Here is a 12,800-nt window from a genome sequence, read left to right as displayed (position 1 = left end):
GCGTGACGGCGTGCTGCCGGGCTGGCGTGACGGCGTGACGGTACTTCCTGAATGCGCCACGCAAACGGTTGTGCCACATTGCGCGCATGCGCCTGACCGCCTTCACCGACTACAGCCTGCGTGTGCTCATCTACCTGGGCACCAACCCACAGCGTCGGGCCACGATCGCGGCGGTGGCGGCGACCTTTGCCATCTCGGAGAGCCACCTGACCAAGGTGGTGCACTTCCTCGGCCTGCAAGGCTGGCTGGTCAATGTGCGGGGCAAGGGCGGCGGCATGGAACTCGCCATGGATGCCCGCCACGTCGTCATCGGCCGGGTCGTGCGTGCGACCGAAGGCGAGGCGCTGCCGGCCGCGTGTTTCGGCACGGGTGCGCAGGACTGCTGCCTGCTGCAGGGATGCCGGCTGCGTGGCGTGTTGCGTGAGGCGGTCGACGCCTTCTATGCCGTGCTGGACCGCTACACGCTGGAAGACCTGGTGCGCAACCGCGAGATGCTCGCGCAGCTGCTGAACCTGCCGGAACCGACGCCGGTGGCCACCGTGAAGGTCGTGGCCGCCGCGACGCGCGGCCCGCGCAAGCCGCGTGTGGCGGAGCCCGATCGCCCTTGAGCAGCGGCATCCGGGCGGGAATCAGGCCGTATGCTTCGGTTTCCTGGTGACTGTTCCGATCCTTGCTGACCGAGTCACTGATCCCCGCTCATCCAAAGGCCGTCGCCCATGACCAAGAAGACCCTCGCCCAGATCCAGTCCCAGATCGACAAGCTCCAGAAGGAGGCCGAGGCCATCCGGGCGCGCGAGGTGGCCGATGTGGTCGGCCGCATCAAGGAGGCCATCGCCCATTACGGCCTGACGGCCGGCGATCTGGGCCTGGACGGCAAGGTCAGCCGCGCGCCGGCGAAGAAGTCGGGCGCCAAGGCGGCCAAGACCGAGGCGACACCGGCACCGAAGGGCCGTCGCCGTGCGGCGGTGACGAACGCCGTCACGGCTGAGAAGCCAGCCAAGGCGGCCAAAGCGGGGAAAGCGGGGAAGGCGGCCAAGCCCGCCCGCCCGTCCGTCATCAAGTTCGCCGACGACCAGGGCCACAGCTGGACCGGCGTGGGCAAGCGTCCGAACTGGTTCCTCGCCGCCATCGCGTCCGGCAAGACCGCCGACGATCTGCGCGTGCCGACGGCCGGCTGAGTCCTGCGTTCAGGGCGGCGTGGCGGCGACCAGCCCGAAGCCGCGCGCCAGATCCCGCCAGCGCACGATCTCGTCTTCGACCCGCTGGGCCAGTGCGGGGCCGTCCAGCGCCAGCGGCGCGAGCCCCAGTTGCCGCATCGCCAGGAGCGTGTCCTCGCGCGCCGCATGGGCGCGCAGCGTGCGGCCCCAGTCGGCGGCGGTCGCGGCCGGTGTGAGCGGGCCGGCATAGACGCCGCGCAGGATCGGCCAGGACACGTCCACGCCCTGTTCCCGCGCGGTCGGCACGCCCGCCAGCGGGCCGCTCAGGCGGTGGTCCGACAGGACCGCCAGCACCCGCAGCGGCAGGCCGTCGCGCAGCTGGCGTGTCAACTCGGCGGCATCGCCGCAGAGCACCTGCACATGGCGGCCCTGCAGGGCCTTGACCGCATCGCCACCGCCTTCGAAGGCGACCACGCGCATGGCCTTGTGGCTGACGCCCGCCGCGCGGGCCAGCAGGGCCGCTTTCATCCAGTCCTGGCTGCCGATGGTGCCGCCGGCCGCGAAGCTGACCGCCGACGGGTTGGCCTTGAGCGCGGCCAGCAGCGCCGGCAGATCACGCCATGGCGCGTCGCGGTGCACGGCGACCACGCCATGGTCCAACGCCAGCGCGGCGACCCAGTGCAGCGTGCCGGGGTGATAGCGGCCGAAACGGCCTTGTGCCAGGTTCAACAGCGTGCCACTGGACCAGGCGACCAGGGCCGGACCTCCGGCTGCGGCGCTGGGGCGTTCGGCGGCAGGGGCCGAGGCCGGCCGCGTCAGCTCCCGGTAGACCAGCGCCCCGATGCCGCCGGGCTGGTAGGCCATGGCCAGTTCGGGCCCGGCCGGTTGCCAGGCCCCGCGAGCGAGCTGGCAGGTCAGGTCGAAGCCGCCACCGGCCTTGGCCGGCACGATGCAGCGTGTGGGTGGCGACACCTGGGCGCTGGCCAAGGGCGCATGCCCTGCCAAGGCCAGGCACAGCCAGGCCGCCATGCGCTTGCACACGGTGTTCATGTCGATCCCCACTGAAGCTGGATGCGCAGGCCTCGCCCGCCATCGCCGGCTTGGGCGACGAGTTGGCCGCCATGTCGCTCGATCACCGAGCGGGCCATCGCCAGACCCAGCCCGGCACCCCGGCTGCCCCGGCCTTTTGCAAACCGTTCGCCGAGCCGTCCCGCCACGTCAGGGTCCAGTCCGACGCCATCGTCGACCACGCCCAGTTGCCAGCCCGTGGCGGTGTGTCCGGCTTCGAGCGTGACCCTGCCGCCGGCGCCCGCATGGCAGCCGTGCACCAGCGCGTTGTGGGCCAGGTTGAGCCAGGCCTCGCGCAGCTGGAGGCGGTCGCCGCGGGCGATCAGCGCGGGCTCGGCCGACTCGTCCAGCGCGATCCCGAAGTCGACCCCGAGCGCGCGGGCCTGTTGCAAGAGCTGCAGCGCGACTTCTCGGGCCAGCTCGGCGAGGTCGACGGGCTGGCGCTGCAGCGGCGCCGCATCCGCGCGGGCCAGCAGCAGCAGCTGGTTGGTCGAACGGCTGGCCAGGTCCAGCTCGGTCGACAGCGCATCGAGCGCCTCGCGCAGGCGCGCCGGATCGGCCTCGCGGCGGGCGTAGTCCAGCTGGGCCCGCAAGGTGGTCAGCGGCGTGCGCAGCTGGTGTGACGCATCGTCGAGGAACTGGCGCCGTTGCTCGACCAGCGCCTGGGTGCGTGCCAGTTGCTGGTTGATCGCCTCGACCAGCGGCTGCAGGTCCTCGGGCAGGCCGTCGGCCTGCAGGGGCCGCAGGTCGTCGGTCTGGCGCGAGCGTGTGACCGCCGCCAGCCGCTGCACCGGTCGCAGCGCCCAGCCCGCGACGGCGGCCACCGCCAGCGCCATCAGGCCCAGCATGGAGGCATCGCGCCAGAGCGCCTGCCGCACAAAGGTCTGTGCGAAGCGTTCGCGCGAGGCGGTGCCCTCGGCCACCTGGATCAGCACCTGCCGGGCATCACCCACGGGCGGATCGAGTTCGCGCCGCAGCGCGCCCACGCGCACCGGCTCGCCGAAGTAGACCGCGTCGTAGAAGCGCGGCTCGCCGCTGCGCAGGCGCACGTCCGGCGGGGGCAGCGGCAGGTCGGGCGAGCCGATCTCGACCAGGCCGTCGTCGGTGGCGACGCGGTAGTGAACCTCGCCGCCGGACGAGAGCTGGAAGAACTCGAACAGTCGGTAGGGCTGCTCGACCGCCAGCCCGCCCGAGGCGGTCGTGACGTTCAGGTCCAGGCCCTTGAGGGCGCCGAGCAGCGAACGGTCAAAGGCCGCGTCGGCGGCGCTGATCGCGTCATGCCGGGTGTTCCACAGGCTGGCCGCCAGCAGCAGCACCATGCCCGGCAGCAGCAGGCCCAGCAGCCGGCTCCTAAGCGTGCGGCGGGGCAACGGGTTCCAGCGCATAGCCGAGTCCGCGGTAGGTCTGAATTTGGACGCCACTGCCGTCCAGGCGCTTGCGCAGCCGGTGCATGACGACATCCAGCGCGCCGGGTTGTACGTCCTCCTCGTCGCCGAAGACCCGGTCGGTGAGCTGCTGGCGCGACATCGGCTCGCCGCTGCGCACGATCAGGGCGCGCAGCAGCACGTGTTCGCGCGGCGACAGCTGCATCAGCTCGTCGCCGCAGGTGAACTGGCGCAGCACGGTGTCGAACTGCAGCGGCCCGCAGGCCAGGCGGGGGCGCTCGATGCCGCGCGAGCGGCGGATCAGCGCGGTCAGGCGCGCCTCCAGTTCGGCCAGTGCGAAGGGCTTGGGCAGGAAGTCATCGGCACCCTCGTTGAGCGTGTTGACGCGCTCGGCGAGCGAGTCGCGCGCTGTCAGCACCAGCACCGGCACGCCGCAGGCACGGTCGCGCAGTCCCTTGAGCAGTGCATGGCCGCTGCGGCCGGGCAGGCCCAGGTCCAGCACCAGCGCGTCGTAGTCCGAGGTGTCGGCCAGCGCCCGCTCGGCCAGCCGGCCGTCGTCGACCCAGTCGACCCGGAAGCCGGACTGTGCGAGGGCCTTGCTGAGCCACTCGCCCAGGCCGTGTTCGTCTTCGGCAAGCAAGATGCGCATGGCCGCCATTGTGGTGGCGGCGCCTGACCCGCTTGAAAGGTGTTTGAGAGGTGGTGCGCGGCACGATGGCGCGGCCTGATGAATGCCGAAGACCGGACCCCCGGTCCGGATCGACCCACCTGGAGACAAGACATGCACAACCCCCAAGAGCCAACCTTCGACCGTCGGCGCCTGCTGCAACTGGGCCTCGGCGCTGCCGCCGCAGGTGCCGCACCGGGCCTGCTGGCGCAGACCGCCGCCTGGCCGTCCAAGCCGATCCGTTTCGTCGTGCCCTTTGCGCCCGGCGGCAGCAGCGAGATCGTCGCCCGCACCACGGCGGTCGAACTGGCCAAGCAGCTGGGCCAGTCGGTCTATGTCGAGAACAAGCCCGGTGGCGCCGGCAATGTCGCGATGCAGGAGGTGGCCCGCGCCGACGACCAGCACACGCTGATCCTCGGCCACATCGGCACGTTGGCGGTCAACCCCTACATCTTCGACAAGCTGCCCTACGACCCGAACACGGACTTCCGGCCGGTCTCGCTGCTGGCCAAGGTGCCCAGCCTCTACCTGGTGCGGCCTGACCTGCCGTTCAACAGCCTCAAGGACCTGATCGCCTACGCGAAGAAGAACCCGGGCAAGCTCAACTACGGCTCGGCCGGCAACGGCAGCGCCGGCCATCTGGCGATGGAATACCTGAAGATGGCCAGCGAGACCTTCATGCTGCACGTGCCCTACCGCGGCACCGGTCCGCAGCTGACCGACCTGCTGGCCGGCCGCCTGGATGTCGCCTCGGTGGGCGCCCCGGCGGTGCTGCAGTTCATCAAGGCCGGCAAGCTGCGTTGCCTGGCCACCGGCACGACCCAGCGCATCGCCCAGCTGCCCGATGTGCCGACGGTTGCCGAGCAAGGCTACCCAGGCTTCGAGATGACCCAGTGGTACGGCCTGCTGGCGCCGGCGACGCTGCCGCAGCCGGCCATCGACCGGCTGGCCAAGGCCAGCGCGGCGGCCATCCGCGAGCCCTCGGCCCACGAGAAGCTGGCGGCGGATGCGGCCATCGGCGTGGGTGGCACGCCGGCCGAGTTCGCGACCTACATCGCCCAGGAGCAGAAGCGCTGGAAGGCGGTCGTGGCGCGCGCCCGGATCAAGCCGGACTGAGCCCAGACCGCGCCGCCGTCAGCTGGCGTGCCGTCCGCGTCCCTCGGCCTTGGCGCGGTAGAGCTGGGCATCGGCGCGCCGGATCAGGTCTTCGGCGCCGCCCTGCGCCTGGGCGCCGTGGGCCACGCCGACGCTGGCGCCGATGGTCAGCGTCAGGCCGTCGACCTCAAAAGCCTGGGCCAGCGCGGCGACGACCTTGGCGGCGACCGCCTCGGCGTGCGCCAGCCGCGCCAGGTCGACCAGCACGATGGCGAACTCGTCGCCGCCCAGCCGCGCCACCGCGTCGACCGGCCGGACCAGCTGGCTCAAGCGTTGAGCCACCTGTTCGAGCAGTCGGTCTCCGACCAGGTGGCCGTGCTGGTCGTTGACCGGCTTGAAGCGGTCCAGGTCGATGTAGAGCAGCGCCAGCGCCGCACCCTGGCCGCTGCGGATGTTGCGCTCGATCGCCAGCTCGAAGCCATTGCGGTTGAGCAGGCCGGTCAGCGGATCGCGCTGCGACAGCTCGGTCAGCCGTTCCTGCTCGCGGCGCTGCGCGGTGATGTCCTGCGAGATGCCGACAAAGCCGTCGACCTCGCCGCCGCTGAGCCGCAGCGGGATGCTGTTCAGGCGCGTCCACCGCGTGCCGTCCGGGCCTTCATGGTCCAGTTCGAAGGTGACCGCCTCGCCAGCCAAGGCGCGGGCGATCCAGGGCTTGCGGCGTTCGGCCTCGGCCGCGCCGATGATGTCGGCCGGCGAGCGGCCGATGATCTGCTCACGCGGCAGGCCGACCAGCTGCTCGAAGGCCCGGTTGACGAAGCGGTAGCGCAGCTCGGCGCTGACCACCACCACGGTGGCCGGAATGGCGTCGGCCACCAGCCGCAGGATGTCGCTCTGGCGCTGTGCGTCCAAGGTCATCGTGCGCATCAGGCGCTCGGCGCGGGACCGCTCGGTGATGTCCATGCCGATGTAGAAGTAGCCGTGGACCTGTCCGTCCTCCTGCACATCGGGCATCAGCCGGACCTCGAAGCGGCGCAGCTCGCCGCTGAAGGGTTCGTCGTATTCGAAGTGCTGCGGCTGGCCGGCCATGACGGCCTGGATGTGGGCGTCGATCGGCGTTGGCGTCGCATGGCCCAGCAGCTCGTCGCGGGTGCGGCCCAGCACCTGCACCCGGGCGACGTCAAAGCGCTGGCAATGGGCCAGGTTGACGAAGCGGTAGCGCCGCTCGCGGTCGACGTAGGCGATGCGCACCGGCAGGTTGTCGGTCACCTTGCGCACGAAGGCGGCGCTCTCGCGCACCTCCTGTTCGAGCCGGCGCCGCTCGGTGACGTCGCGGCCGACCGAGTGCAGCAGCGGCTCGCCGTCCTCGACCTGCACGCCGTTGGTCCAGGAGATCAGCCGCGTGGTGCCGCCGGCCGTCAGGAGGCGGTTCTCGGAGGCGACGGACTGGCCGGTTGTGATGACCCGCTCGACCAGGCGGCGCACCGCCTCGCGGTCGGCCTCGGGCACCTGCTCATAGAGGCTGCGGCCGATCAGCGCCTGCGGCGTCGTGCCGACCTGACGGGCATAGGACGGGTTGACATAGACCAGCGTGCCATCGGGCCGGGCCAGCGAGATCAGCTCGACCTGCGCCTCGACGATCGCGCGGTAACGCCCCTCGGGGATCGCCCCGTCAAGCTCGGCCATCGCGGCGCACCGTCAGAGTCCCAGCTCTCGCCGGAACAGCGCTTCTTGTTCGCGCCGCACCTGCACCGCCTGCCGGCTGGGGTCGTGGCGCACGTCGTTCCAGCTGACCACCTCGCCAGCGGCGATGTCGCGCAGCAGGACCATGTCGTGCGCCAGGCCGATCGGCAGGGCCTGGCGGCGCAGCGAGTCTGCGGTCGGCATCAGCTTGCCGTAGACGGTGTAGCCGCCCTCGCCATCGAGCTTCTCGCCGGCCTTGAGCGCGCGCTTGGCGGTCGCAGCGACATCGCCGCGCCAGTCGCCGGTCGCGCCGGTGGCTTCCTGCCGCACGGCGATGCTGGCTACCGAGATGCCCAGCTCCAGGCCGATCAGGTGATAGGGCTTGTACATGGCGGCGTAGCGGCCGCTGGCGTCGGTCTTCAGGCCGTACTGGGCGAAGCAGTCGCGCACATAGTCGCTGGAGGCCTCGAAGACCGCGTAGACGCCCCAGCGCAGGTCACGGGAGACCGGCCGGCCGTCGCGCTCGATCGACGACACCACCTCGACCATGCCCTTGCGCGCCAGCGTGCCGCCGTCGGCCACCGGCCGCAGGATGTGCGGCAGGTCGTCGACGCCGCAGGGCGGGAAGGCCAGGCCGTCGGCCGGCGGATCCAGCTCGCAGCCGTTGGCCACCGCCGCCATTTCCAGCGCCGACTTGGTGCCGTCCAGGAAGCTGTTGAACATCTGCGCGTTGAAGTCGCCGCCCGCCACCTGGGCCTCGCTGAAGCCGTAGTGGCCCCAGACCGTGTCGGGCGTGCTCTGGTGGTAGATCGGCAGGTACTTGGTGCCCTTGCCGGCGCAGACCACGTCCAGGCCGATGGTGCGGGCCCAGTCGACCAGTTCGGCGATCAGCGCGGGCTGGTCGCCCGAGGCCATCGAATACAGGATGCCCGCCTCGGCGGCGCGGCGCGCCAGCAGCGGGCCGGCCAGCACGTCGGCTTCGACGTTGACCATGATGATGTGCTTGCGGTGCTCGCAGCACAGCAGCGCATGGCGGATGCCGGCGGCCGGGCTGCCGGTTGCGTCGATGACGATGTCGACATGCTCGCTGGCGATCACCGCCGCTGCGTCGTCGGTGATGCAGGTGCTGCCGTCACGCGCCGCCTCGGCCATCGTGCGGGCGGCGTGGCGTTGCGCCTCCCAGCCGACCCGGGCCAGCGCGGCGCGGGCCCGGTCGGGCGACAGGTCGGCCACGGCGATCAGGTGGATGCCCGGCGTGCGGGGGGCCTGCGACAGGTACATCGAGCCGAACTTGCCGGCGCCGATGACGGCCACGCGGACCGGACGACCCGCCGCAGCGCGGGCCTTGAGCTTCTGGATCAGCGACATCGGCGTGTCTCCTGTCGTGCGGGTGAGGTGTGGCTTCAGTCCAGCGGCAAGGTGTGGCTGACGAAGGCCACGCGGCGGCCGTCGGGCGACCATGAGTGCACGTTCAGGCTGCCTTGACCACCGTGCAGGTAGGCGACCACGCGCGGCGCGCCGCCGCTGACCGGCATCGTGCGCAGCACGACATGGCGACCGCCGGGGTGCTCTTGCGGGTCGACCTCGCCGGGCAGGTAGCTCAGGAAGATCACCCGGCTGCCGTCGGGCGAGACATGCGGGAACCAGTCGTCGTGGCCGTCGTCGGTCAGGCGCTGCGGGTCTTCGCCCTCCGGGCCCATGCGCCAGATCTGCATGTGGCCGTCGCGGGCCGAGCAGAACCAGATCGCCGAGCCGTCGGGCGCGTACTCCGGTCCGTCGTCCAGGCGCGGCGAGGTGCCGAGCCGGATCTCGTGGCGGCCGTCCAGGTCGATGCGGTAGATGTCGTAAGCGTCGTTGCCAGGCCGCTGCGCGGTGTAGACCAGGTACTGGCCGTCGGGCGACCAGCCGTGCAGGTAGGACGGGCCCTGGCGCGTCACCCGGCGCGGTCGACCGCCGTCGATCGGCAGCACATGGATGCGCGACTCGCCGTCGCCCGGGTCCTGGCTGCTGATGGCGATCTGGCGACCGTCGAAGGACAGCACGTGGTCGTTGTTGTTGCGCACGATGTCGCCGGTGTCGATCAGCGTCAGCAGCCGGTCGACCAGGTCCACCCGCTGCAGCCGGCCGGCTTGGTTGATGACCAGGAAGCGGCCGTCGCGGCTCCAGTTGGGCGCCTCGAACAGTTGCGTGTCCTCATGGATGACGCTGCGCACGCCGGTGTCGACGTCCAGCAGTTCCAGCCGGCTGCAGATCGGGCGCTGCAGGTAGAGCCCCGGCAGGCGCGGCAGCGGACGCACCACGCGCACGTTGTCGAAGGTGGCCGACCCCGCAGCCACGAACAGGCCGACATGCAGCGAGTCGGCCAGTTCCAGGTCCTCGCAGGAGCGCTGCTGCAGCGCCTCGCCGTGGCGGGCGACCGAGACGGTCCAGGTGTGAGCGCGGCGCTCCAGCTGGATCACATCGACCTCGACCAGGCCGATGGCGTCGAGGCTGGCGCTGAACTGGGCGGCACCGGGCTGCAGGCCTTCGCGGGCGGTCCAGCCCAGGCGCAGCGGACCGTTCGCGCTGCTGGCCGCGACCCGCGCGGTGACGATGAAGTCGCCGCTCAGCACCCGGCCGGCGAAGTGCCCGGCCTCGTCGGCGGAGGTCAGCGTGTGGCGCAGCGACGCGCCCTCGCAGCGGGTCGATCCCGGCGTGGCCGGCGTGCCGAGGTCGGCGTGCAGGGTCAGCGGCGAACCGGGGACCTGCGTGGGCTTGTCGATGCGGCTCATGCCAGCCCCAGCTTGTCGAGCCAGGCGTCAACGCTGTCGCCGCTGCCGATGTCAGGGGCGACCAGGCCGTCGACCATGAAGGTCGGCGTGGCGTGGATGCCGTTCTGCCGCGCATAGCGGGCCTGCCACTTCAGGTCACGGTCCAGGCCCGGCGCGGCAAAGGCATCGGCCAGCGCAAGGCCGCTCAGCGCCTCGATGCGGCCGATCACCTCGCGCAGCGTCAGGTCCAGGTTGGGACCGCTGGCGTGGTCGACGTGGTCGAACTGCTCGCGGTGCGCGAACACGGCGGCCAGCACCGCCCGGGCGGCGGTGCGGCCGTCCGGCAGCGTCGCCGCCGCCAGGACCGCGCGACAGACCACCGGCGAGAACAGGTGCCAGGGCTGGGACTGCAGCCGGATGCGCACCGTCAACCGATCCTCGCCGGCCCGCGCCAGCAAGGCATCGAGCTTGCCAAAGGCCCGGCCCGAGAACGGGCAGGTGGGCTCCAGGAAGACCTCGAGGACGCGGGGGCCGTGCCCCCAGGCCAGGGTGTCGGCCAGGCTGGCAGCCGGTCTGGGGGCGGGGGCGGAGACGCTCATGTTGGGGTCCTGGTGAGGATCGAGGTCGGAAGGAGGGCTGCTGCCAGCGGCCCGCCGAAACGGTGCGCGCGGGGCGAGCGGGGCATGGGCCGATTCTGGCCGGGTCTGGCGATCACGGGGCATCCGCGCGTGGTCGGAAATCCGCATGGCTGCATCGGTCCCGACGCCGCGCAGGTTCGGAAATCCGTTCGCGGACCCGAGGCGCGCTGGCGACTCACCCAGCCAAATCAAGCACTTGCCGGCGTGGCCGCGCAGGAGTGCCGCTGGCACGCGGCGTGCAATGTGTCTGGGCATGAAGCGCCCGACCGTGTCCATCCTGACGAGCCTGAGCCTGCTGGCCACCCTGGCCGGGCTGGCGCTGCCGGTTCGGGCGCAAGGCGACGTCGACCGCACGCTGGATCGCATCGCCCAAACCGGCACGATCAGCCTGGGGCACCGCGAGGCCTCGGTGCCGTTTTCCTACTACGACGCGCGGCGTCAGGTGGTGGGCTATTCGCATGAGCTGATGCTGCGCGTGCTCGACACGGTCAAGGCCGAGCTGAAGCTGCCGGCGCTGACGATCAAGCTGGTGCCGGTGACGGCGCAGAACCGCATCCCCCTGCTGCAGAACGGCACCGTCGACCTGGAATGTGGCTCGACCACCCACAACGTCGCCCGCGAGCGCGAGGTGGCGTTCTCGCACTCGATCTTCGTCATCGGCACGCGCCTGATGGTGCCGCGCGGCAGCCGCGTGCGCGACTTCGCCGACCTGGGCGGCAAGCGCGTGGTCGTCACCGCCGGCACGACCTCCGAGCGCCTGCTGCGCACCTATGCCGAACAGCGCGGCCTGGCGCTGACCATCGAGGCCACCAAGGACCACGACGCCTCGTTCCGCCGCCTGGAAGCCGGCGCGGCCGATGCCTACATGATGGACGACGCCCTGCTGCACGGCGTGCGCGCCCGGGCGCTGCGACCGGATGACTGGGAGGTCGTCGGCCAGCCCATGTCGACCGAGGTCTACGCCTGCGCGATGCGCCGTGGCGATGCCGAGTTCAAGCGCGTCGTTGACGCCGGCCTGGCCCGCCTGATGTTGACCGGCGAGGCGCTGCGGATCTACCAGCGCTGGTTCCAGCGGCCGATCCCGCCGCGCGGCCTGAACCTCGCCTGGCCACCGTCGGACGCGCTGCTGGCGCTTTATCGATCCCCCAATGACCGGCCGCGTGACTAGCGCGCGTGACCAGCGCGCGTGACCCTGCCTGCATTCCTTGTTTCCTTCCCTCGTTCCCCGGAGTTCCTTTCCATGTCCTTGAAGTCCCTTCTGATCCAGCTCTCGACCGGTCTGGTCGCGCTGACCCTGGCCGCCACCGTGTCGGCCCAGACCGCCAAGCCGCAGGTCGTCCTGCTGGCCACCGGCGGCACCATCGCCGGTGCCGGCGCCAGTGCCGCCAACAGCGCGACCTACCAGGCCGCAAAAGTGCCGGTCGACAAGCTGATCGCCGGCGTGCCCGAGCTGTCGGCGGTCGCCCAGGTGCGCGGCGAGCAGGTCTTCCAGATCGCCTCCGAGAGCTTCACCAACGAGCACCTGCTGACGCTGGGCAAGCGCGTCGCGGCGCTCGCCAAGCAGGCCGATGTCGACGGCATCGTCATCACCCACGGCACCGACACGCTGGAGGAGACGGCCTATTTCCTGACGCTGACCGTGCGCACCGACAAGCCCATCGTGGTGGTCGGCTCGATGCGCCCGAGCACGGCGCTGTCGGCCGACGGCACGCTCAACCTGCTCAACGCGGTGACGACGGCGGCCGACAAATCCAGCCGCGGCAAGGGCGTGCTGGTGGTGATGAACGACGAGATCCACACCGGCCGCGACGTCAGCAAGTCCATCAACATCCGCACCGAGGCCTTCAAGAGCCCGTGGGGGCCGCTGGGCATGGTCGTGGAGGGCAAGACCTACTGGTTCCGCGCCCCGGCCAAGCGCCACACGACCGAGTCGGAGTTCGACATCGAACAGATCGGCGCGCTGCCGCAGGTCGACATCGTCTACGGCTCGGGCAACGCCAGCGACACGGCCTACCGCGCCTTTGCCGCCAAGGGTGCCAAGGCGATCGTGCACGCCGGCACCGGCAACGGCTCGGTGTCCGGCCAGGTCGTGCCCGCGCTGCGTGAACTGCGCGCCCAGGGCCTGCAGATCGTGCGTTCGGCCCGCGTGGTCGGCGGCGGCTTCGTGCTGCGCAACGCCGAGCAGCCCGACGACCAGTACGACTGGGTGGTGGCTCACGACCTGAACCCGCAGAAGGCCCGCATCCTGACCATGGTCGCGCTGGCCAAGGGCGCTGACAGCAAGACGCTGCAACGCATCTTCATGGCGTACTGAACGGCACACGGGGCGCTGCCCCGCCTGTCGCCTGCGCCCCGCATTC

At 71.2% G+C, this 12,800-nt stretch carries 12 protein-coding genes; 5 read left to right on the top strand and 7 right to left on the bottom strand.

What is annotated here, in order from left to right; translation table 11 throughout:
* The first annotated feature begins 86 nt into the window (after positions 1–86).
* Positions 87–608, top strand: coding sequence for an RrF2 family transcriptional regulator (locus EV685_RS04350; RefSeq protein ID WP_130480712.1), 522 nt, complete (start codon positions 87–89; stop codon positions 606–608).
* A 108-nt stretch (positions 609–716) separates the two neighbouring features.
* Positions 717–1,178: an H-NS histone family protein gene (locus EV685_RS04345; protein WP_130480711.1), complete on the top strand. Its 462-nt coding sequence runs from the start codon at positions 717–719 to the stop codon at positions 1,176–1,178.
* Positions 1,179–1,187: 9 nt separating this feature from the next.
* Here EV685_RS04345 and EV685_RS04340 read toward each other — a convergent pair whose 3' ends face one another.
* Genes EV685_RS04340 through EV685_RS04330 form a run of 3 tightly spaced genes read right to left on the bottom strand, consistent with a single transcriptional unit; the run spans position 1,188 to position 4,259 of the window.
* On the bottom strand, positions 1,188–2,207 hold the full coding sequence (locus tag EV685_RS04340; RefSeq protein WP_130480710.1) for a Bug family tripartite tricarboxylate transporter substrate binding protein: 1,020 nt from the start codon (positions 2,205–2,207) through the stop codon (positions 1,188–1,190).
* Positions 2,204–3,610 (bottom strand): sensor histidine kinase, encoded by a 1,407-nt coding sequence (locus EV685_RS04335; RefSeq protein WP_130480709.1) that lies wholly within the window; start codon positions 3,608–3,610, stop codon positions 2,204–2,206. The genes EV685_RS04340 and EV685_RS04335 overlap by 4 nt, the downstream gene beginning before the upstream one ends.
* Positions 3,576–4,259, bottom strand: coding sequence for a response regulator (locus tag EV685_RS04330; protein WP_130480708.1), 684 nt, complete (start codon positions 4,257–4,259; stop codon positions 3,576–3,578). The genes EV685_RS04335 and EV685_RS04330 overlap by 35 nt, the downstream gene beginning before the upstream one ends.
* A 132-nt stretch (positions 4,260–4,391) precedes the next feature.
* Here EV685_RS04330 and EV685_RS04325 point away from each other — a divergent pair, with 132 nt between their 5' ends.
* Positions 4,392–5,393, top strand: coding sequence for a Bug family tripartite tricarboxylate transporter substrate binding protein (locus EV685_RS04325; protein WP_130480707.1), 1,002 nt, complete (start codon positions 4,392–4,394; stop codon positions 5,391–5,393).
* A gap of 18 nt (positions 5,394–5,411) precedes the next feature.
* Here EV685_RS04325 and EV685_RS04320 read toward each other — a convergent pair whose 3' ends face one another.
* Genes EV685_RS04320 through EV685_RS04305 form a run of 4 tightly spaced genes read right to left on the bottom strand, consistent with a single transcriptional unit; the run spans position 5,412 to position 10,401 of the window.
* The gene (locus EV685_RS04320) at positions 5,412–7,055 is read right to left on the bottom strand and encodes a sensor domain-containing protein (RefSeq protein ID WP_130480706.1); all 1,644 of its coding nucleotides are present in this window, start codon (positions 7,053–7,055) and stop codon (positions 5,412–5,414) included.
* A 12-nt stretch (positions 7,056–7,067) separates the two neighbouring features.
* Positions 7,068–8,420, bottom strand: a complete 1,353-nt coding sequence (locus EV685_RS04315; RefSeq protein ID WP_130480705.1) for an NAD(P)H-dependent oxidoreductase — start codon at positions 8,418–8,420, stop codon at positions 7,068–7,070.
* A gap of 35 nt (positions 8,421–8,455) precedes the next feature.
* Complete coding sequence (locus tag EV685_RS04310) at positions 8,456–9,823, bottom strand: TolB family protein (protein WP_130480704.1); 1,368 nt, start codon at positions 9,821–9,823, stop codon at positions 8,456–8,458.
* On the bottom strand, positions 9,820–10,401 hold the full coding sequence (locus EV685_RS04305) for a DsbA family protein (protein ID WP_130480703.1): 582 nt from the start codon (positions 10,399–10,401) through the stop codon (positions 9,820–9,822). Before EV685_RS04305 ends, EV685_RS04310 begins: the two co-directional genes overlap by 4 nt.
* A gap of 292 nt (positions 10,402–10,693) precedes the next feature.
* Here EV685_RS04305 and EV685_RS04300 point away from each other — a divergent pair, with 292 nt between their 5' ends.
* Together EV685_RS04300 and EV685_RS04295 are read left to right on the top strand one after the other, a co-directional pair.
* The gene (locus EV685_RS04300; RefSeq protein ID WP_130480702.1) at positions 10,694–11,608 is read left to right on the top strand and encodes a transporter substrate-binding domain-containing protein; all 915 of its coding nucleotides are present in this window, start codon (positions 10,694–10,696) and stop codon (positions 11,606–11,608) included.
* A gap of 72 nt (positions 11,609–11,680) precedes the next feature.
* Entirely contained in the window at positions 11,681–12,754 is a 1,074-nt protein-coding gene (locus EV685_RS04295) for a type II asparaginase (RefSeq protein WP_130480701.1), read from the top strand.
* Positions 12,755–12,800: the final 46 nt, after the last annotated feature.

It is taken from the genome of Sphaerotilus mobilis, from assembly GCF_004216565.1.
GTDB lineage: Bacteria > Pseudomonadota > Gammaproteobacteria > Burkholderiales > Burkholderiaceae_C > Sphaerotilus > Sphaerotilus mobilis.
The sequence above is the reverse complement of the archived record's forward strand: the minus strand, read 5'-3'. Positions and strand labels throughout refer to the sequence as shown.

Bases quoted from the DNA above. Each gene is read 5' to 3' on its own strand.
- EV685_RS04350 (WP_130480712.1), top strand. From the start codon at position 87: ATGCGCCTGACCGCCTTCACCGACTACAGCCTGCGTGTGCTCATCTAC.
- EV685_RS04345 (WP_130480711.1), top strand. From the start codon at position 717: ATGACCAAGAAGACCCTCGCCCAGATCCAGTCCCAGATCGACAAGCTC.
- EV685_RS04340 (WP_130480710.1), bottom strand. From the start codon at position 2,207: ATGAACACCGTGTGCAAGCGCATGGCGGCCTGGCTGTGCCTGGCCTTG.
- EV685_RS04335 (WP_130480709.1), bottom strand. From the start codon at position 3,610: ATGCGCTGGAACCCGTTGCCCCGCCGCACGCTTAGGAGCCGGCTGCTG.
- EV685_RS04330 (WP_130480708.1), bottom strand. From the start codon at position 4,259: ATGCGCATCTTGCTTGCCGAAGACGAACACGGCCTGGGCGAGTGGCTC.
- EV685_RS04325 (WP_130480707.1), top strand. From the start codon at position 4,392: ATGCACAACCCCCAAGAGCCAACCTTCGACCGTCGGCGCCTGCTGCAA.
- EV685_RS04320 (WP_130480706.1), bottom strand. From the start codon at position 7,055: ATGGCCGAGCTTGACGGGGCGATCCCCGAGGGGCGTTACCGCGCGATC.
- EV685_RS04315 (WP_130480705.1), bottom strand. From the start codon at position 8,420: ATGTCGCTGATCCAGAAGCTCAAGGCCCGCGCTGCGGCGGGTCGTCCG.
- EV685_RS04310 (WP_130480704.1), bottom strand. From the start codon at position 9,823: ATGAGCCGCATCGACAAGCCCACGCAGGTCCCCGGTTCGCCGCTGACC.
- EV685_RS04305 (WP_130480703.1), bottom strand. From the start codon at position 10,401: ATGAGCGTCTCCGCCCCCGCCCCCAGACCGGCTGCCAGCCTGGCCGAC.
- EV685_RS04300 (WP_130480702.1), top strand. From the start codon at position 10,694: ATGAAGCGCCCGACCGTGTCCATCCTGACGAGCCTGAGCCTGCTGGCC.
- EV685_RS04295 (WP_130480701.1), top strand. From the start codon at position 11,681: ATGTCCTTGAAGTCCCTTCTGATCCAGCTCTCGACCGGTCTGGTCGCG.